26 protein-coding genes are annotated in these 16,853 nt (G+C 50.9%); 24 read left to right on the top strand and 2 right to left on the bottom strand.

All coding sequences use genetic code 11. The features are described from left to right. The first annotated feature begins 46 nt into the window (after positions 1-46). The 11 genes from BQ5353_RS13310 (at position 47) to BQ5353_RS08200 (ending at position 5,721) form a co-directional block, all read left to right on the top strand. A complete protein-coding gene (locus tag BQ5353_RS13310; RefSeq protein ID WP_233424503.1) occupies positions 47-862 on the top strand; it encodes an HNH endonuclease in 816 nt (271 codons plus the stop codon). An 88-nt stretch (positions 863-950) separates the two neighbouring features. Further along, positions 951-1,466: a hypothetical protein gene (locus BQ5353_RS08245; protein ID WP_071427804.1), complete on the top strand. Its 516-nt coding sequence runs from the start codon at positions 951-953 to the stop codon at positions 1,464-1,466. Between the two features lie 19 nt (positions 1,467-1,485). After that, the gene (locus BQ5353_RS13065) at positions 1,486-2,007 is read left to right on the top strand and encodes a hypothetical protein (protein ID WP_071427802.1); all 522 of its coding nucleotides are present in this window, start codon (positions 1,486-1,488) and stop codon (positions 2,005-2,007) included. A gap of 493 nt (positions 2,008-2,500) precedes the next feature. Continuing rightward, complete coding sequence (locus tag BQ5353_RS08235) at positions 2,501-2,974, top strand: hypothetical protein (protein WP_071427800.1); 474 nt, start codon at positions 2,501-2,503, stop codon at positions 2,972-2,974. A 17-nt stretch (positions 2,975-2,991) separates the two neighbouring features. After that, entirely contained in the window at positions 2,992-3,447 is a 456-nt protein-coding gene (locus BQ5353_RS08230) for a hypothetical protein (RefSeq protein WP_071427798.1), read from the top strand. Continuing rightward, complete coding sequence (locus BQ5353_RS08225; protein ID WP_071427796.1) at positions 3,431-3,625, top strand: hypothetical protein; 195 nt, start codon at positions 3,431-3,433, stop codon at positions 3,623-3,625. Before BQ5353_RS08230 ends, BQ5353_RS08225 begins: the two co-directional genes overlap by 17 nt. 18 nt (positions 3,626-3,643) lie before the next feature. After that, a complete protein-coding gene (locus BQ5353_RS08220) occupies positions 3,644-3,925 on the top strand; it encodes a hypothetical protein (protein WP_071427794.1) in 282 nt (93 codons plus the stop codon). Between the two features lie 10 nt (positions 3,926-3,935). Next, a complete protein-coding gene (locus BQ5353_RS08215; protein ID WP_071427792.1) occupies positions 3,936-4,664 on the top strand; it encodes a hypothetical protein in 729 nt (242 codons plus the stop codon). Between the two features lie 94 nt (positions 4,665-4,758). Further along, entirely contained in the window at positions 4,759-5,034 is a 276-nt protein-coding gene (locus BQ5353_RS08210; protein WP_071427790.1) for a type II toxin-antitoxin system Phd/YefM family antitoxin, read from the top strand. Positions 5,035-5,040: 6 nt separating this feature from the next. Further along, on the top strand, positions 5,041-5,430 hold the full coding sequence (locus BQ5353_RS08205; RefSeq protein WP_071427788.1) for a putative toxin-antitoxin system toxin component, PIN family: 390 nt from the start codon (positions 5,041-5,043) through the stop codon (positions 5,428-5,430). 39 nt (positions 5,431-5,469) lie between these two features. Continuing rightward, the gene (locus BQ5353_RS08200; RefSeq protein ID WP_233424528.1) at positions 5,470-5,721 is read left to right on the top strand and encodes a hypothetical protein; all 252 of its coding nucleotides are present in this window, start codon (positions 5,470-5,472) and stop codon (positions 5,719-5,721) included. A 59-nt stretch (positions 5,722-5,780) separates the two neighbouring features. Here the strand turns inward: BQ5353_RS08200 and BQ5353_RS08195 are convergent, their stop codons facing one another. Together BQ5353_RS08195 and BQ5353_RS08190 are read right to left on the bottom strand one after the other, a co-directional pair. Next, positions 5,781-6,059, bottom strand: a complete 279-nt coding sequence (locus BQ5353_RS08195) for a hypothetical protein (protein ID WP_071427783.1) — start codon at positions 6,057-6,059, stop codon at positions 5,781-5,783. Then, positions 6,056-6,886, bottom strand: coding sequence for a hypothetical protein (locus BQ5353_RS08190; protein WP_071427781.1), 831 nt, complete (start codon positions 6,884-6,886; stop codon positions 6,056-6,058). Before BQ5353_RS08190 ends, BQ5353_RS08195 begins: the two co-directional genes overlap by 4 nt. Positions 6,887-7,237: 351 nt before the next feature. Here BQ5353_RS08190 and BQ5353_RS08185 point away from each other — a divergent pair, with 351 nt between their 5' ends. The 13 genes from BQ5353_RS08185 (at position 7,238) to BQ5353_RS08125 (ending at position 16,853) form a co-directional block, all read left to right on the top strand. Next, positions 7,238-7,519 (top strand): hypothetical protein, encoded by a 282-nt coding sequence (locus tag BQ5353_RS08185; protein WP_071427779.1) that lies wholly within the window; start codon positions 7,238-7,240, stop codon positions 7,517-7,519. Between the two features lie 19 nt (positions 7,520-7,538). Next, positions 7,539-7,751, top strand: a complete 213-nt coding sequence (locus BQ5353_RS08180; protein WP_071427777.1) for a hypothetical protein — start codon at positions 7,539-7,541, stop codon at positions 7,749-7,751. A gap of 68 nt (positions 7,752-7,819) precedes the next feature. Beyond that, positions 7,820-8,206, top strand: a complete 387-nt coding sequence (locus tag BQ5353_RS08175) for a hypothetical protein (RefSeq protein ID WP_071427775.1) — start codon at positions 7,820-7,822, stop codon at positions 8,204-8,206. Between the two features lie 12 nt (positions 8,207-8,218). Beyond that, on the top strand, positions 8,219-8,650 hold the full coding sequence (locus BQ5353_RS08170; RefSeq protein WP_071427773.1) for a hypothetical protein: 432 nt from the start codon (positions 8,219-8,221) through the stop codon (positions 8,648-8,650). Positions 8,651-8,694: 44 nt separating this feature from the next. Further along, positions 8,695-9,654 carry a cytochrome P450 family protein gene (locus BQ5353_RS08165; protein ID WP_071427771.1) on the top strand — a complete coding sequence of 320 codons (960 nt, stop codon included), beginning with the start codon at positions 8,695-8,697 and terminating at the stop codon, positions 9,652-9,654. Next, positions 9,651-9,866, top strand: coding sequence for a hypothetical protein (locus BQ5353_RS08160; RefSeq protein ID WP_071427769.1), 216 nt, complete (start codon positions 9,651-9,653; stop codon positions 9,864-9,866). Before BQ5353_RS08165 ends, BQ5353_RS08160 begins: the two co-directional genes overlap by 4 nt. A 346-nt stretch (positions 9,867-10,212) precedes the next feature. After that, positions 10,213-11,406, top strand: coding sequence for a hypothetical protein (locus tag BQ5353_RS08155; protein ID WP_143117197.1), 1,194 nt, complete (start codon positions 10,213-10,215; stop codon positions 11,404-11,406). A 33-nt stretch (positions 11,407-11,439) separates the two neighbouring features. After that, positions 11,440-12,579 carry a YqaJ viral recombinase family protein gene (locus BQ5353_RS08150; RefSeq protein ID WP_071427765.1) on the top strand — a complete coding sequence of 380 codons (1,140 nt, stop codon included), beginning with the start codon at positions 11,440-11,442 and terminating at the stop codon, positions 12,577-12,579. Position 12,580: 1 nt separating this feature from the next. Further along, positions 12,581-14,947 (top strand): SF1B family DNA helicase RecD2, encoded by a 2,367-nt coding sequence (recD2, locus tag BQ5353_RS08145; protein ID WP_071427764.1) that lies wholly within the window; start codon positions 12,581-12,583, stop codon positions 14,945-14,947. A gap of 108 nt (positions 14,948-15,055) precedes the next feature. Then, positions 15,056-15,817 carry a sortase family protein gene (locus BQ5353_RS08140; protein WP_071427761.1) on the top strand — a complete coding sequence of 254 codons (762 nt, stop codon included), beginning with the start codon at positions 15,056-15,058 and terminating at the stop codon, positions 15,815-15,817. 2 nt (positions 15,818-15,819) lie between these two features. Then, positions 15,820-16,386, top strand: a complete 567-nt coding sequence (locus BQ5353_RS08135; protein WP_071427759.1) for a hypothetical protein — start codon at positions 15,820-15,822, stop codon at positions 16,384-16,386. Positions 16,387-16,398: 12 nt separating this feature from the next. Further along, positions 16,399-16,584, top strand: a complete 186-nt coding sequence (locus BQ5353_RS08130) for a hypothetical protein (protein WP_071427757.1) — start codon at positions 16,399-16,401, stop codon at positions 16,582-16,584. Next, positions 16,581-16,853 (top strand): hypothetical protein, encoded by a 273-nt coding sequence (locus tag BQ5353_RS08125; protein WP_071427755.1) that lies wholly within the window; start codon positions 16,581-16,583, stop codon positions 16,851-16,853. The genes BQ5353_RS08130 and BQ5353_RS08125 overlap by 4 nt, the downstream gene beginning before the upstream one ends.

The raw sequence follows: 16,853 nt of genomic DNA, 5'->3' as shown, positions 1-16,853 counted from the left end.
TACGATAAGCTCATAATTCGGAATAAATAGGAAGGACCAATAAAGCATGATCAACATAAATACAGGGATTTTTGTTACCATTACCGCTATCTTTATCATCGCTTTGTCGATGATTGAAACTTGGCAGTATAACATGGTTTCCAAGTCAAGTAAGCGATTGGAATCCCTAAAGCAGCTGAATGAAAGCACAAAATTCTATAATGATTTGCAAAACAACTATCATTTCAGCACCAGGGTTAACTCTAAGCCCAAGTTTGACCGGTTTAATTTTGACCGCTTCTTAGACGAAACTGTGTGGGACCATCCCAATCTCAGGCGGGCAGCCCAAAAACTTCTTGAAAATCGCCTCGCTTACCAAAAATACATAAAGCAAGCCGATCATATTGAATCATCTGTTACCCCAGAAGAAGCAGCGAGCCTGCATATTCCGTTTAAGCGGTATATCCATATCGAAGAACAGCTTTTCCAGAGGAATAAACTCAATCCCCTTCTCGACAGCAAAGTAGAACTGAGCGTAACCTATGTCAGTCCCAAAGGGAGAAATCGCTATCACGCTAAGGAGGAATATCCTCTTGGTGATGTTATCCCGCGCTATGACGACTTGGTCAAGAAGGAGGAGCAGAAAACCGATGCAGTCATCCAGCGTCAGCATGAAAGGTCGCTGATGACTGACAAACTCCGGTACAGCATCCTCAAAAGGGATGGCTTCCGCTGCCAGATCTGCGGGCGCGGCGCTGAGGACGGTGTAAAACTCCATGTCGATCATATCATCCCTGTTTCCAAAGGCGGCAAAACCGTCCCAGAGAACCTGCGGACGTTGTGTGAAGATTGTAATTTGGGAAAGGGGGACGACCTGGAATAGGACAATCATAAAAGCTGTTTTGCAGAAACGAGTTCAACAGAAAGGAGGATTGCGCCGCAGGCGATGACCCTGGCGGCGCAGCACAAACATGAAAAACGCACGACTTGCAGCGGCTTTTGCCGCGATCCTGGTAGCTCTGACTGGCTGTTCTATCGAAATCTCCACCAATGGAGGCGGCGATAGCAGCAATAGCAGCAGCGGCGACACTCTGGTATCTGGAGAAGTCAGCACAGAGAAGAGCTATACTTACTCGGTGGATAACGGCGATGACATTAAAATTGGCGTCAACACTTCACTCGGCTATGACATCACCTCCGAGGTCCCCTTTACGATCTCCAAGAACGGCGAAACCGCCTTCCAGGGGAGCTTCATCTATTCCTATGCCTATGAAGACTACCGAGATGCTTACGAGGCGGAGCCAACGGCCGTTTTTCTGGGCGAAGGCACCAAGGACGGCAATGAATACTTTGCCTATTCGCTGCCGGATGAGGTAGACTACTTCATCCTGATCTCTGGTTCCAACACAGCCGTCCTGATGGGATCTCTCCTGCCGGCTGAGGATGCCGCCGAGGCGTTCGATGCGGTCACTTTCAGATTGGAATAATGGAAAAGAGGAAGCGACAATGTTCTATGTCTGCGAAAAAGAGGGCAAATATTATGTGGCCACCCAAGTCTGGGCCTGGGCGTATGAAAATGGGGCGGTAAAATCCCCCACTCCTGTGGCAAGTTACAAGAGCAAAGGGGAAGCGTATGCAGCGGTAAGGGAAAAGAACAGCAATCGGTTTCCCGTTGCCCCGTCTCCACCAACCCCTTCCCTCGCGCCAAACAAGCCTCAGCCTTCACGGACTAATTCTCCGTCAGCTCCGCCTGCGCCACAGCCGGACAAAGCAGCTGCAGAAAGCCGTCCCAAGCGAAATCTTCGGGAAATGACGGATTATGTGGATCCTTCCACCCTGTATGAAGGCCCTTCTTACAGTGAACGGATCATCAATAAGCATAAGTACACAAAAACTGAATACCAGCCTGTGTATAAATCACGGGATCAGGTGTTTCAGGAGGCCATCCGGGAGCTTTGCGACCGCTATTTGATGCACGTCAAATTCAAGGGCGGGGTTGCGTTCATTACCACCGTCAGCGGTGAGTAGCAGTTCCGGTATAATGACCGTCCCATCCTGCTGTTTCACTCAAACGAATTTAAATCAAAAAGAGGAGGAGACCTGCACAACCAGAATATGCGGTTCTACTCTCCTGTGGATGTAATCCGATACATACGCTTCCATGACCGGGAACGCGCAGAACGGCTGTTGAGTGAGGAGGACGAAAATAATGAGCCGGTATAAAAATTGTGGAGAACAGGTTTAACGGAAAGTTGTTTTACCCTTGACACGATACAAAAAGCGGCATATACTTCAGGTGTTCCATGAAAGTATCCGCTGCTCACCGAAGCAGTAAAGTAAGGCCTCCTGTTCATGCTGACAGCTGGCCGGTGTGAAACCTAACGGCACGATTGCGCCCTTTTGGGCACAACCGTGCCTTTTTTATTGCCAATTCAAGGCCAGCTTCCCTTTGGTCGAGGGAGGCTGCCTTTTTACATAGAGAAACGAATATCAACCAAAAACAACAGAAAGGAAGATCCACATGCCGTATGTATTTATCGAAAACGAGCCTATCATCCGGTCCTACCACGGAATCACAATTTACAAGCTCTATCGTAACGATTACCAAGACGAAGGCGAAATGGAATATTGGTTCCATACTTCTTCGACTGGAACATTCGCTGATGATGGAGCTTTTGACATTCGGGATATTCCCGGATACGATCCAAATTTGCCCATCGCCATGAACCTCACCCGGATGATCGACGCCGGGCACTTCGGGCCTACCGATGTACTGGAGCGTGAAGCTGGGAAGAGGGATGAGAGGACAGAATCGGATGGAGGGGCGCTCAATATTTGCCCCATCTGCGGGAACGATCTCAACGCCGATGGCAGCTTCACGGGAGCAAATATCCCGATTGAGAATCAGATCGGTTATCCCTTCGTTTGCCGTAATTGCGGAGCCAGTGGGATCGAATGGTCGATTCTCCGGTATAACTGCACCGAAATTGAGTGATTAGGGAGGAAAAAACGATGAAACACATTGTTCTGATAAGAGAAGAGTACACTCGGGATCTGGAGGTCTACAACCGGCCGAACGAACCCGATACACTCGAAGCCGGATGGGAAGCCGCCTGTGGCCCCGTCTACCTGGGAATCTATTCTGGAACCGAAGAAGAGGCTATTAAGGCTGCTGCCGGTGATCATGGAGTCGTGCCCCAGGCGCTGGTGGCCACCCCCGTCGATGAAGAGAAAATCCCAGATGACCTTCTCGACCAGTGCTATTACGCCTTGGGCGAGTATCTGGGTGACCTGGAAGACGACGCCGACTATCTTGTGCTGGACGACGAGCTGGAATCTAACCAGGAAAAAAGGCGGCAGGTTTCCGCCCTGATGGATCGCCTGTGGGCTATCATCAAAGAGGCCGCGCCGGCAGCGTCCGAAAAGCTGGATTCCGGAGGTGAGCTGCACCATGCGGATTCGCTGTAAATTTTGCCGGTACGCTGAGATCGACCAGAGCGCTTGCCTGAAAAAATGGACCGCCTACCAGTGTGGAAATCCCCTGAGCGAGTTCTATCACGCCCTGCTCAATGTGGATCTGGACGGAGTACCAATTCCTTCCGAACAGGGAATCACCTGGAGCGGCTGCGAACAAGGAAAAGAATAACAGGAGGACACAACTATCATGGCTGAAGTCACTTGGATCAAAGGGAGCATCAACCCTCCCGGCGAAGGCGAATACTATGTCGCCCTGGAAGCACGCACGGATTCCATCCCGGGGTTCCAGACCGGTGATGTTGAAATCACCGGGGACTACTGGTGCGACGGGGAATGGCAGACAGTAGGCAGGGACAACCCGTTCTGGGCCGTCCTCTGCTGGGCCAATGTTCTGAAACCCAATATTCCGGATGGCCTGAAAGGCCGTGTGCGAAAATATTTCGGCTTCACAGTGGAAGAATTTAAGTGAGGAGTTTTTTATGAATTATCAGATCAGACTGGATGGAATGTTTGAATTCCCGACCCAGACCGCATACAAAGACACCATCCTGGACCAGTTTCAGAAGGGACTGTCCTACAAAGGAACGCTGGAAGAAGCAGAGTATGACATTGACGTGATCCCAAACGGAGAGAATATGCTGTGCCAGTTCTTCCTGAAGGCTGGTTTTGAGTTCAGGTCGGACGCTTCCACCAATGAGGCCGTCGCTGAGTTTTTGGAGGAATTTGAGCACCTTGGTGAACCGGTCGAACTGGATTACAGCATTCAGGAGGCCGTACACCAAATCTTGGTGAAAGAGCCTGGGAAACCTGCCGAGGTCCGTACAACCGATGCGTTCTACCTCTGTGATCTCAAAGGACTTTTCCCCGGAGGGAGCAGTTTCACCATGGAAAGGGTTTCTCTGAACAAAGAGCACACTTTTTGGATGCTGGTGGACGAGGACGGGCTGGCGAAAGAGCTGCCGCTCAACTTCCTGATGCCGATGGATCATGCGTATTTCCCCATTCAGAAAATCGTCGGCACAGCCGTGTTTGTGCGGACCAAGCCTGCCGATGTCTGGAACGAGGAGATCTACGATTATGAGGTGGCCAATCTTCCTGAAAATCAAGCCCAGGCTATTCAAGGCATTTTCAGTGAGGATACCCAAGCTCAGCTCCACGGCAAATTTTCCGACTACGGAAAGGGCCATGTTGTGATTGAGCAGTGGTAAATCATGCGTCTGCACAAACGATCCATTTTGCATCAACATTAGTTGACAATCGTGCATATAATAGTGTATCATAAATATGAAAGGAGTTGTCAGTATGAACTTCTATACCGTGAGAGATTTAAGAACGACGCCTAAAAGCCTTTGGGAAACTTTGTCTGCAGAAGGCGAGGTCGTCATCACCAACAATGGGAAGCCTACAGCGCTTTTGGTAGATATTGCAGATGGCAGTTTTGAAGAGACTGTCAAGGCAATCCGTCAGGCCAAAGCTATGCTGGCCTTCAACTCGATGCGCAGCCGTGCTGCCGCAAAAGGATTTCTGACAGACGAGGAAATCGAAGCAGAGATTGCTGCGGCGCGTCAGGAGGAGTAAAGGCCTATGCTGGTAGTGATCGACACCAATGTTTTGGTATCGGCTCTGTGGTCAAGGAATGGAGCTCCGGCCCGCGTAGTCAGCATGGTGTTGACAGATCGGTTGATCCCATGCTATGATTACCGAATTTTGGCTGAGTACCGGCAAGTCCTCAGCCGTCCTAAATTCGGCTTTTCGGAGAATGAGATCAATTCCTTGCTGGACTGGATTGAAGCCTATGGCCGCTCCGTGGTGGCTGAGCCTCTTGAAAATGATTTTGTCGATGAAGCTGACAAAAAGTTTTTTGAGGTCGCAAAATTTTGTGGAGCCATCCTAATCACCGGAAACTTGAAACATTTCCCGGAAGACCCGCAGGTCATGAGTGTTGCAGCGTTTTTGGAGTATACCAAAAAATAAGAAAGTGTACCACATCTACAGATAGGAGCGATTTTAGTGATGTATCCATATATGACATTGGCAGACGAAACTGAAATCGTTCATTCTCAGATCATTCATGAGGCTGGGAAAGAAAAGGTGATCGTCAATTTTGAACGCCCAACGGAATCCGGCTTTGATTCCGCCCGGTGCGAACTTCCGGATTACAAGTGGCTTTCCGTTGACGGATACACCGCTGAAGAAATCAAGGACTTTGAGACCTTGCTTCATAGCAATGCGCACCTGTTATACCAATACGCTACAAAAAAGTAATTTATTTTATACGAAAAGGCTGGGAACTGATTAAGGTTCCCAGCCTTTTCTTTTTGCTGTTATGCTAGCGCCGACTCAATCCATCGCGCCAACTCCGTAAGGCTTGGCCACAGTGATTCCTCTGCCCACTGTGAAATGCGAAGTCCCAAATGTACGATCGAATTGCCAAGCTGAGAGAAGTCGATCAGGACGGTCCCCGTCTTCAGCTGGATGGCAACGACGATCAGCAAGAGCAGCCCCACGAGTCCCATGATCCTGGAGATCACCTTATTTGCCGCTCCCAGAATGAAGAAGGCCAGAAAGACTATGCCGATGGTTGCCAGGGCTCCGTTGCTCACTGGGCGTCCTCCGTTCCTTCACTGCTCGCTGTGCCGGCCTCAGCTGGCTCTGCGGCGCCTTCTCCAGTTGCAGCATCACTGGTATCGGTTTCAACTGCGCTGCCCTCAGAGGAGCTGCTGGGGGCCTCTACGTCGGATTGAGCTTCAGAATTGAAATCCACTTCATCGGTTTCCCCTTCCAGAGTCCCCTCATCCGATTTCAAACCGGAGGGGTCTGCCTCAGTGCAGGAAACAAACCGGATCCCATCGGAAGTATCAACCGTCAGGTTATAGACCTTTTCGTTGGAACTTCCGCTGTTCTCGCTGCCAGTATTCAGTGTGAAATAGATCTGAAGCATATTTCCGGCGATCTCAACCTGCTGGACGGTACAAGCCGCCTGCTTGATCTGACTAAGCGAGATCGAGTAGATCTGGTTTTCGCTGTCGTACAGGTCTGCCGCCGCCTCAAGATGGTCTTTCTCCAGGCCGAAGTAGGTCTTTACTGCTTCTTCGAATTCGCCGGCAGGGATTTGGTAACTCCCTGCATCCTCTGAGAGGTAGGGATCCAGTGCTGAAGGATCACCGGAATTCGTGGCAAGGATACACCGTACATACCACCCCAGCAAATCCCGCACAGGGATCTGAGACGGATCCTGCCAAAGTACAGAGGCGGCGATAGGTCCCACATCCTCCGCCATCGCTACATAGTCGAAGTCGGAAGACGTATCCTCAATAACAGTTTCCGACGGGGACGGGATCGAAGAGGACTCCGGTTCATTTCCGCCGGAACAGGCAGACAGGGACCCCATCAATACCGCACAGAGCAAGATCAAAGCTGCTCTTTTCATAAAATCACCTCCAAAATTGTCAGCGTAACCGCTGCTATCTATTATATAGTCAAAAAAATCAAAAAAACGACCAAAATAACTTCTCTACACAACATCTCTTGACACGATACAAAAACGGGAGTAGACTTCAAGTATTCCATGAAAGTATCCGCTGCTCATCGAAGCAGTAAAGTAAGGCCTTTCGTCATTGACGCTTGGCCGGTGTGAAACCTAACGGCACGATTGCGCCCTTCTGGGCGCGACCGTGCCTTTTTTATTGCCAATTCAAGGCCTGCTTCCCTTTGGTCGAGAGAAGCTGCCTTTTTACATAGAGGAACGAACATTAACCAAAAACGAAAGAGAGGAACTATCATGATGAGAACAAAAAAGAAAACCTACTGCGCTTTTTGCGGGAAGGAGATCCGCTGGATCCGTGACAAAAGCTCCGGTAAATCCGTCCCTGTGGAGCCACGTTGCATGTGCTTCATCCCTGATCCTAATGGGCAGCAGATTTTTATCGGCCTGGATGGCGGTGCCCGCCGCGGCCGGGAAGTACAGGATGGGCTGATCGGGTATCACCGGCATAACTGCGCTATGATGCCTTGCCATACCATTTTGTCCGATAAAGAAGCGCGAAACAGATGCTGGGCATAAGGGATAGGAGGAAAACGCAATGATTCTGAAAGTAAACGATACGAAGGACTTCAATATCTCCATGAACCTGAACATCAACTATGACTTGCGGTTCATTGAGGTGACGGTCGCTACCTGGAACAAGAACAAAAACACCATGCAGACGAAATGCTTCCCAGCGAAGGACTTTTCAGAAGCCCTGTCTTACTATGAGCTGCAGGAGCATTTTCTGTTTGGAACTGAAAAAGCGTAATCTTCAAATCAATATTCAGTAAAAACACAGCAGGCGCCGTCGGACGCCTGCTTTTTTGGAGGTTTGTCATGAGTACCAAGAAGAATATCACCATAGAGCAGTTTTACAACGAAACCAGGAAGCTGGTAGAAGCGGACCCCCTGTGGGAGCAGCTTAGCCGGCTGGTCGATTATTTCTCGCCGGATTCCATCTACTGGGACGTGGAAACTCTGACCGACTGTGGGTTCGATGTGGTCGCTACGACCACATTCGGATGCAATGAAGGAATTTATTGCGACATCAGGCTCCTGGGAACTTATACACACGGGGGAAAGAAAAAGATGCTTCCTTTTGCGACCATCAAAACGCTGGGCACCCAGAGGGAAGACTACCTCAAGATCTCCTGCCTGGGAAATCTGTTCTGCTACTATGCGATGGACTTTGTGAGCAGGCATCTTGACCTGTTCGTACAGTGAGGAGGGAGCAAAATGTTGAACCGTCCTTGCTGGGATCTCATTAAAACGGCGATGGTGGATGAGCTGAGACTCTCCCCGGCTGATGAAAAAGAACAGGCACTGTCTGACCTGCGTATGGCGGCCTTGGAACGGTTGTGGAGACTGATGGGAGGATATGAGGAACGAGGTTTTATTGAGGCCTTGCTGCTCCCTATCTGTGAAAGGAAGATCCAGTTCATCAAGGCAGCCACTACGAAGGCAGACTTGACCAAGAACATCTTCAACCACAGCGCGCCCAGGTATAGCGGCGGTTGCTTTCATGAACCCAAGTATTATATTCCTGAAGAGGAATTGGTACAGTGGTCCATGGCATCGCTGAAAGGGCCCCTGGAGCCGGAAGCCAGCGACCGGTTCCACAAGATTTTCGCTCAGTGTTTTCCAAATCGAAATGTTGAAGCCGACTAGTGCGCACAAAACAACAATGCGCGTATAAAAAAGGAGAATTTTTTATGAGTAAACTGATGATGCCACTTTTCTATAACGGCATGTTTAATAAAGATGGACATAAGATGCGTGCGGCCCTGGTGAGGGAGGTTTCTGACGGAACCAGCACCTACCGTCTCTGGCAGGGAGCCGGGAAGCCGGATGTGGAATATCCCCGCGCCCAAAACGACACCTATCTTCTCCATGTAGAGGTGGGCGATTATCTAGCGCCGCTGCGGATAACGGAATTCCAAATGATTGACAGCTGCGGCTTCCCGGCTGCCGTCCAAAATCTCTATGGTGGGAAAGAGGAGCGCCAGAGGCGCTTTGGCGATCTTCGCACAAAGGAGAATGCGGATGATCTCATCCGCGAGATGATTGCCCGGGAACAGGAGGAAATCACCCGCTGCGGCGAAGATCCTGTCCGGCAAGCCGCCTACATCAAAGCGATGCTGGATGATAAGGTCGATACCTACCTTCGTGCTAAGGAAAACGATGGAGATTCGTTCCCCGATTTTATTGGGGCAGCTGTTTTGGACGATCTCCCTACCTGCACGGTCCTTGCTCAGAAGCATCGAGAAAAGCGCCGGAAAGCAGAGGAAGAACGCCGCCGGAAAGCGGCCGAAGAGGAAAAGCTGTTTTGTGAAGGGATGAACGCCAAGGCCGAAGAGCAGATCTCCAACGCAATCTTGGCGGTCAAAAATGGCGGTACAATCTCGAATGAGCCTGTGGTATTCTACCGCAGCCAGTACGACCGCAGCAGCACGGTACTTGTCAACTGCCTCCTCCGGCGGTATAATATCCCTACTCCCATCAAGACCCAGGGTTGGATCAATGAGAAATTGATCAGCATCACGGTCAAAGACGGGCGGTGCGGGGATCTCCGCTTTTGGAAGGCTAAAGGTGGCCGGTGTTCCGAAAAAGTATGGGACTGTCTGAATGCCCTCGTTCGTGCGATCCTGGAGGAAGGAGCGATGGCGTCGTGAGATATTTTCTGGCATATCGTGAAGCCAATGGGCGGGATTTTAACGGCCTTCCATGGGTGGCAACAACGACGGAAGATGACTATCGGTCGGATGCCCGCCATTTGCTTTGTGGTGGATACCGGGATGTGATCCCTTTTGCAGTGGATGGTTTTCGCTGGGACGGTGACACCTTCACCTGGGAGGATGTATTCCAAAATCAAATTGGGCTGTAAAAAGCCGGTATTTTCCTGACAAAAGCTCCGCTTCGGCGGGGCTTTTTCTTTTTAATAAAGGTAAGCCAGAAAAATCAGTTAGGTAGTTGACACGATACAAAAAGCGGCATATACTTCAGGTATTCCATGAAAGTATCCGCTGCCCACCGAGGCAGTAAAGTAAGGCCTCCTGTTCATGCTGACAGCTGGCCGGTGTGAAACCTAACGGCACGATTGCGCCCTTCTGGGCGCGACCGTGCCTTTTTTATTGCCAATTCAAGGTTAGCTTCCCTTTGGTCGAGGGAGGCCGCCTTTTTACATAGAGAAACGAAAATTAACCAGAAACGAACAACAGGAGGAACATTCTATGGCTACGACAATGACAATGGTGAATTCCTGCGCGATCACCGAGACAGAATCCCGGTTTGCAAAAGCATATCAGGACAGGTTCTGTTACGAAACCAACGATGAAAGCGCCTTCTTGGCAGCGACAAAGGTGCTGGGCGCCGCCCGCTCCACCGGCACAGTCAAGATCAAAAACCTGATTTTCAGGGCAATGCCGACCGCAGAAGAAGCGAAGGAGAGGTTTGAGAACGACGAGGTACTGCAGACGCTTGCCTATGACAGCATCGCAAACGGCACCAAAATCTTTCTGAGAGCCAATGGTCAAACCTTTATGCTGCGGGATACCGCCCTGGCGTCCATTTACGACCGCCTGCGGATCTCCGGTGATGCGCTGAACGCACTGCCGCCGGAGATCCTGGCAGCGCATCTCAATGACTATGCGGATTTCACCCCAGGTGAAGGGCTTTTGATCTTCAACAACGGCAAGGTTGAAGCGATCCTGGGGAGGAAATACAACCTTATCCCCGCCGAAGATCTGATGGAAGCAGCAGCATCGTATTTTGCATGTGAAAAGCCTGCAAAATTTGTGAAGGGTAACTACACGCACAGCTATACCAGCGCCACCTGGCAGCTGGGGGAGTGCAAGGTAGAGATCCCCTTCGATGCCGCCTCACGGGATCTGACCTATGAGCAGTCGGTTTGCATCAGCACTTCCGACAACGGGCGCAAGGCGATCACAATTTCGCCTCAAATGCGCCTGACGGATGACCGCTATGGCCTGAACTACTGTATGCCGCTGAAGCTGGAGCACAACGGGAATACCAGCCTGGAAGAATTCGAGAAGTCGCTGCGGCTGATCGACAAGCGTTTTCAGGATTCCGGCGAGTGCATCAGGAAACTGGTGGAAACGGTACTGGACCATCCGGCGACTGCGCTGCTGGCCATGCTCAAATTTCTGAAGATCCCGGCCAAATACGGAGCTCCCGTATTTGAAAACCGGAAGATCATTTGGGGAGAAAGGCCGCAGACAGCGTATGATGTGTACTCCTCCCTCAGCGAAGTGCTTTCCCTTCTCATGGGAGAAAGCGAAAACCCGAAGGAACTGGCGGAATATCGCGAGAGATTCGCCCGCGCCCTCAAGTTTGATTTCGCCGGTCACGATCTGCCCGGGCAGTATACCTATAATGATAAGTACATTGGACGGAAGGGTGTGTAAACACCCTTCTTTGTTTATCAAGGAGGATTTCCTATGGCAAAGAAGAAAACAACATATCCTTTCACAGTAATTCTGGAAGACACCGAAAAAATCCCTCGGGGAGTATGGCTGAAAGAACGCAAACTCGCCGTTTGTGCTTCCGATTACCCTGCTATTGTCGGCCTGTCCGGGTTCAAAACCCCAGTAGACATCTATGAGGATAAGGTCGATCCGGAAAAGGTTTCTGAGGAAGTCTCCCTGGAAACCAAATACCGCTTCGATATTGGCCACGCTTTGGAGCCGGTCATGCTGGAAACCATCGGCCGTGAGATCGGCGCCGTCCCCATCCGGGATAAGCGCATGGTGGAGAGCACTCTCTACCCTTATATGCGTGCGGACATTGACGGCCTTTTCCTGATGAAGGAAGACCGCGTTATTTGCGGGACGGAGCTTCAGAAAAATGAGATGGTCCTGTTTGAGGCAAAGACTACCTCCTTCTCCAAGTATATGGAGTATCGGGAGCAGCCGGATCCGGCGCATGTCGCCCAGAGCAAATTTGGAATGCTGGTGCGAGGTCTCAAGCACTGCATCATCGGTTACAGCTGTGGGGGAAATAACCTGAGCACAGATCTGACCTACCACCTTTGTGAGTTGACGGAAGAGGACGAGGAGACCATTCCCCTGGTTGTGAAGGACTTCTGGGAGGAACATGTTCTCAAACAGATCCCTCCTTCCCAGGCGCTGGGGCCTCATGCGTCCGAATTTAAAAAGGCATTGATCCGGCATTACGGAAAGACAGCAAGAAATGATGGGAATGTGCTGAAGTTCCCCGTCCACATGGCCGAGATCCTGCGGCAGTCGATCGCTGTCCGGCAGGAGATCAGTGAGCTGAATGCGATAATCAAGAGTAAGGAGGCCCAGCGGGACAGCATTGAGCTTCCTCTGGTCAATATGCTTGGCGATCGGTATCAGAGCGGCGAGTTGGACAGCATTTATCTTTCCTACAAAGCCGGTTTCAGCAGCACAGAGCGCAAAACCCTGTCGGCCGAAAATATGGAGCGCCTTCAAAAGGAGCATCCAGAGGTCTATCAGATGCTGATTGACGAGGCGTACATCACAACCTCCGTCAGCCGGACGTTCAATGTGCGCAGTAAGGCAAAAAAGGCCAAGACCCGCCGCAAGAGAGGTGCATAACATGGAAACTGTTAGACAGGTCACAACAATCAAAGGACGCTTTAAGCGCCGTCTGTGGGGAAATGATCAACAGTACCGGATCTCCCTGTATTCCCTGGTGGATGCAGATGACGACGCCCCCGCTCAGGTTCAGACGGACAAAACCTTTGTGGCCAAAGGCGATTTCCTCCCGGAAAATGAAACCCTGATCACCCGCCTGACCGGGCGCTGGGTAAAAAACAAAAACCGGGACGGCTACGCTTTTCAGGTCCAATCGTTCTTTGAGGAGCCGCCATCCAGCAAAGAGGGAATTATCAAATACCTGTCCTCCGGCCTGTATAAAGGGATCGGCCCCAAAACCGCTGAGAACATCTATAAGACATTCGGAAAGCAGTCCATTGAGGTCGTAACCAAGGAAACCGACCGGTTGCGGGAGGTCAAAGGCATCGGAAAATCGACGCTTGCCTGTATTATTGAGAGTGTAAAGAACACACGGGAATTGCAGGAATTGGTTCTGTTCTTCTCGCGCTATGATGTGAGCTTGAGCAAGATTAAGAAAATCCAAAAGGAATTCCCGGTCAATACCCTGGAGGTTATCCAGGCGGAGCCCTTCAAACTCATGAAGATCCACGGATTCGGGTTTGCCACCACCGACGCCATTGCGGCGCAGTTGGGCACCCCGCTGGATTCCCCGCTCCGCATTCAGGCAGCCATCAGCACCGTGCTCAAAGACGCCAACTCTTCGGGACATCTGTTCCTGGAACGAGGCAATCTGATCCAGGAGACACTAACGCTGCTGAACAGCCGGGCGCTGGAGGACAACAGGGTGCCGGATGAAAAGGTGGATACGGAGCTGCAGGTCATGGAATTCAACAAAGAGGTCGTCATTGACGGCCAGATGGATGATTCCGCTGCCGTCTACCGTTATCCGGATTACCACAATGAGACATTGGTAGCCAGCAAGCTGGTCAGGCTGCTCAAGCGGCCTCTCGACCGGCGCCGGCAGTTTGCGGCCGAGACGCTGGAAGACAAGATCACAGAGGCCGAAGAAAAATTCGGCATTCAGCTGGCACCAAAGCAAATCGAGGCGGTCAGGACAGCCCTTACCAATAAGGTGTGCGTGATCACCGGCGGCCCCGGTACAGGCAAAACAACGATCCTTCGGTTCCTCCTTTATCTTTACAAAAGGAATGTGTGGGAGAACTATAAGGATGATGAGGAAGACCCACCAGAAGTCCTGCTGCTTTCGCCTACGGGAAAAGCAGCCCGCCGGATGGCGGAATCCTCGGGCGAACCGGCGTACACCATCCACAAAGGCCTGGGCCTGCGTCCATTGGAAGACGGCGAGTACGATCATTCTGAGGAAAGTCTGCTGACAGAGGATGTCGGGATTGTGTTTATGGACGAATCATCCATGACCGATATGGCCATTATGGCAAAGCTGGTATCGCAGATCCCGCTGGACGCACAATTTGTGTGCATCGGTGATATTGACCAGCTTCCTTCCGTCGGTGCCGGCGCCGTCCTCAAAGACATGATCGAATCCGGCGTGATCCCCGTTGTCCGGCTGGACGTCATCTACCGGCAGGGGAAAACCAGCCTGATCGTCAAAAACGCTCAGAAAATCCGAACCGGCGATGTGAAACTGGAAACCAGCATGTCGGAGTTCGCATTCTTCCCTACCCCGTTCACTAAGATGCCCAAGGCCAAGGGGCTTCCCGAAAACCTGAAGGTAGACCCTGAAGGTGACAGGATGGCTCAGGAGCGGATGATCAGCTGCTATCTCCGAGCCGTAAAAAAATACGGTCTCAAGGAAGTTGAGATCCTCTGCCCGCGGCGGGAAACCGTCCTGGCTTCGGCTGGTGAGATCAACCGCAGCATCCAGGAGCGGATTTTCGGCGGCCGTGAAGATGTTCCAAAAGTCACCATTGGAAGCAGAACCTATTATGTGGGGGATCGCGTGATCCAGTCAAAGAACACAGAGAAGGCAAATAACGGCGATATGGGTGTAATCCGGCAGATCCACCGGGATCCTGAACAGGAAAACTCCTTTATTGTCGGCATTGAATTCGACTTTGATGAAGGAAATATCGTCGATTACTACGCGGATGAGATGGACAATGTGCAGCTCGGATATGCCATTACGGTGCATAGGAGCCAGGGTTCTGAGTTCAAGGCGGTATTTATGCCGGTACTCTGGTCCCAGGTCTATATGCTTCGCCGTAACCTGCTCTATACCGGAGTTACCCGCGGCAAGGAAATTGTCTGCCTGTTTGGCCAGACCGCGGCTATCCGCATGGCGATCCGTAAAGAGGACACCAGCAAACGGAATACCCTGCTGCAAAAGCGCCTTCGGGAAGCTGCCCGCGAACAGGGGCTTCTCCCATAACCATTACTTCGAAAGCCTCCCTTCGGGGAGGCTTTTTCTTTTTGGTCGTTTTTTTGATTTTTTTTACTATATACCTATTGAAGGACAAATAAAGGAGGATTCGCCTATATGAACCTGAATGCCGTTATCTTAGCATTGCTACTCGCACCATTAACGCTTCTTTGTATAGAGCAGCCAGTTAATGCCGAGGCTCCGCTGAATGAGAAAGTATCTCTCTCACCACCGGATGCTCACAGCGCCACAGCAATGCCCCTACAAGGCTCTCAAGGCGAAGCAAGGAAAGAAGATGATGGGACTCCCAAAATCACTGCTGAAAAGCCGCTGGAGTGGCCGGAACAGTATACCTATGTCGGCGCCCTTTCATCAGACGATTTGGGAGTAGAGCTGGAGCTTTACTGGACGCAGGCGCAGGAGTATGTGGATGCAGAAGGTTGTGCCTCTATGTCCTGCAATGCCAGCCTCCCGGGGGATCTTGCCGGCCATGTGGCTATTTCTGATCACAACTACCAATCTGGTAAGCTCTTTGCTCAAGCGAAAGAAGGCGATACCGTCACGATCGTTACGGACGATGGGACCTTTATTTATGAATATGTCGGTCGTGAACTGGCATCCGTGGTGCAACAAGCCGTGTACTTTCCGCCTGAAGAACTCGAAAAACGCTACCTGTATAACAACGGAGAGTTAGAGAGCGACATCCTGATGGACAGCGGATGGTATCTGCTTTCCTCCACCTGGGGAAAAACGGGCACGGATGACGGCAGGTTGTTCTTTTACACCTGCTATCCATTAAATGCCGCTCAGACGAATCGCAGGTTAGTGCTGGAGTTTCGCTTGGTGGAAGGCGTATCTCTGATTGCGAAAGGAGAATGAAAATGCCGGATTTAAAAAAGGAAAACAGAGAAATGGAACTCCTTACTGAAGGGGCAAGAGCTCCTTCGGAAGAGCTTCCCAAATTTTTTACAGATAGGGCTTTGGGATGGAGGCTGTTGGCGCTCGGCATTCTTGCAGGAACAGTTTTTTTCGCACTGGCAACGGATCATCTCCCACTTATCTGGGTAGGTGTCGCATTGGATGCGTTCTGCCTGGGCTATGCAGCCAAGCTCCTTCATATTGGGAAAACAAAGAATTATTTTGTCCTACGCATGACTTGCATTGGTTCGCGGCCGCTGAGTTTTGCAGAGGGGCTGCCGGCTTATATAGACCCAACCTCTAATACAGCTTTCAAGAGCAGCAAAATGGTTGCTCTCCAGACGGAATCCGGGCAAACCATCTACTTTACCTATGAACGCAGCAGGAAGTTCATTGCGGGCATGAAATATGACTTCTATTTCAAAAAACCTCCGGAGGGGCAGCCTCTTACTACGCAGCTCCTGGAGCAGCTACGGATTGATCATGCTGTTGTACCGGAAGAAATCGCTGACGAAGACATTCGGCAATAGGAGTGATGATGGATGGATAAGAAAAATTTGATGTACCTCCGGGTGCGCATCACAAAACAGACCTACTACAATCTGTGCAAGTGGGCTGCGGCCGCGGGGTATGGCGAGAAAGATCTGGGACGGGTCATTGACAAGATGGCCAGAGAACATGCCATTCGAACCAATGTCACCCGTCATACGGAGGAAAAAGAGCCATGAGAAAAATCAAGGATTTCTTCTACAAATTGCGCAGGTTCATCAAACGCCTCATCTATCTGAGCGAATTGTGGGAGAAAGAAGAAAAAGAAAATGCCGTCAAAGATGTTAGGCCGGCCGCCGCGACGAACACTTACCCGAATCCGGAGTATATTTGCCCGCCAGAACAGGATCTCGATGACCTCCTCGATTACTGTGTCTGGTTAGATGAGTATGATAGGCGGCAGCGCATGATGTTGGAAGAAGAAATTTTCTGGGATGAATTGGAGTGA

Origin of the sequence: Merdimmobilis hominis (genome assembly GCF_900104615.1) — a bacterium.
Lineage (GTDB): Bacteria > Bacillota > Clostridia > Oscillospirales > Ruminococcaceae > Merdimmobilis > Merdimmobilis hominis.
The sequence above is the reverse complement of the archived record's forward strand: the minus strand, read 5'-3'. Positions and strand labels throughout refer to the sequence as shown.

Coding starts and splice junctions, on each gene's coding strand:
- BQ5353_RS08200 (WP_233424528.1), top strand. CDS start 5,470: ATGTATCCATATATGACATTGGCAGACGAAACTGAAATCGTTCATTCT.
- BQ5353_RS08170 (WP_071427773.1), top strand. CDS start 8,219: ATGTTGAACCGTCCTTGCTGGGATCTCATTAAAACGGCGATGGTGGAT.
- BQ5353_RS08125 (WP_071427755.1), top strand. CDS start 16,581: ATGAGAAAAATCAAGGATTTCTTCTACAAATTGCGCAGGTTCATCAAA.
- BQ5353_RS13065 (WP_071427802.1), top strand. CDS start 1,486: ATGTTCTATGTCTGCGAAAAAGAGGGCAAATATTATGTGGCCACCCAA.
- BQ5353_RS08130 (WP_071427757.1), top strand. CDS start 16,399: ATGGATAAGAAAAATTTGATGTACCTCCGGGTGCGCATCACAAAACAG.
- BQ5353_RS08165 (WP_071427771.1), top strand. CDS start 8,695: ATGAGTAAACTGATGATGCCACTTTTCTATAACGGCATGTTTAATAAA.
- BQ5353_RS08140 (WP_071427761.1), top strand. CDS start 15,056: ATGAACCTGAATGCCGTTATCTTAGCATTGCTACTCGCACCATTAACG.
- BQ5353_RS08215 (WP_071427792.1), top strand. CDS start 3,936: ATGAATTATCAGATCAGACTGGATGGAATGTTTGAATTCCCGACCCAG.
- BQ5353_RS08235 (WP_071427800.1), top strand. CDS start 2,501: ATGCCGTATGTATTTATCGAAAACGAGCCTATCATCCGGTCCTACCAC.
- BQ5353_RS08230 (WP_071427798.1), top strand. CDS start 2,992: ATGAAACACATTGTTCTGATAAGAGAAGAGTACACTCGGGATCTGGAG.
- BQ5353_RS13310 (WP_233424503.1), top strand. CDS start 47: ATGATCAACATAAATACAGGGATTTTTGTTACCATTACCGCTATCTTT.
- BQ5353_RS08135 (WP_071427759.1), top strand. CDS start 15,820: ATGCCGGATTTAAAAAAGGAAAACAGAGAAATGGAACTCCTTACTGAA.
- BQ5353_RS08190 (WP_071427781.1), bottom strand. CDS start 6,886: ATGAAAAGAGCAGCTTTGATCTTGCTCTGTGCGGTATTGATGGGGTCC.
- BQ5353_RS08205 (WP_071427788.1), top strand. CDS start 5,041: ATGCTGGTAGTGATCGACACCAATGTTTTGGTATCGGCTCTGTGGTCA.
- BQ5353_RS08155 (WP_143117197.1), top strand. CDS start 10,213: ATGGCTACGACAATGACAATGGTGAATTCCTGCGCGATCACCGAGACA.
- BQ5353_RS08210 (WP_071427790.1), top strand. CDS start 4,759: ATGAACTTCTATACCGTGAGAGATTTAAGAACGACGCCTAAAAGCCTT.
- BQ5353_RS08220 (WP_071427794.1), top strand. CDS start 3,644: ATGGCTGAAGTCACTTGGATCAAAGGGAGCATCAACCCTCCCGGCGAA.
- BQ5353_RS08185 (WP_071427779.1), top strand. CDS start 7,238: ATGATGAGAACAAAAAAGAAAACCTACTGCGCTTTTTGCGGGAAGGAG.
- BQ5353_RS08175 (WP_071427775.1), top strand. CDS start 7,820: ATGAGTACCAAGAAGAATATCACCATAGAGCAGTTTTACAACGAAACC.
- recD2 (WP_071427764.1), top strand. CDS start 12,581: ATGGAAACTGTTAGACAGGTCACAACAATCAAAGGACGCTTTAAGCGC.
- BQ5353_RS08225 (WP_071427796.1), top strand. CDS start 3,431: ATGCGGATTCGCTGTAAATTTTGCCGGTACGCTGAGATCGACCAGAGC.
- BQ5353_RS08180 (WP_071427777.1), top strand. CDS start 7,539: ATGATTCTGAAAGTAAACGATACGAAGGACTTCAATATCTCCATGAAC.
- BQ5353_RS08245 (WP_071427804.1), top strand. CDS start 951: ATGAAAAACGCACGACTTGCAGCGGCTTTTGCCGCGATCCTGGTAGCT.
- BQ5353_RS08150 (WP_071427765.1), top strand. CDS start 11,440: ATGGCAAAGAAGAAAACAACATATCCTTTCACAGTAATTCTGGAAGAC.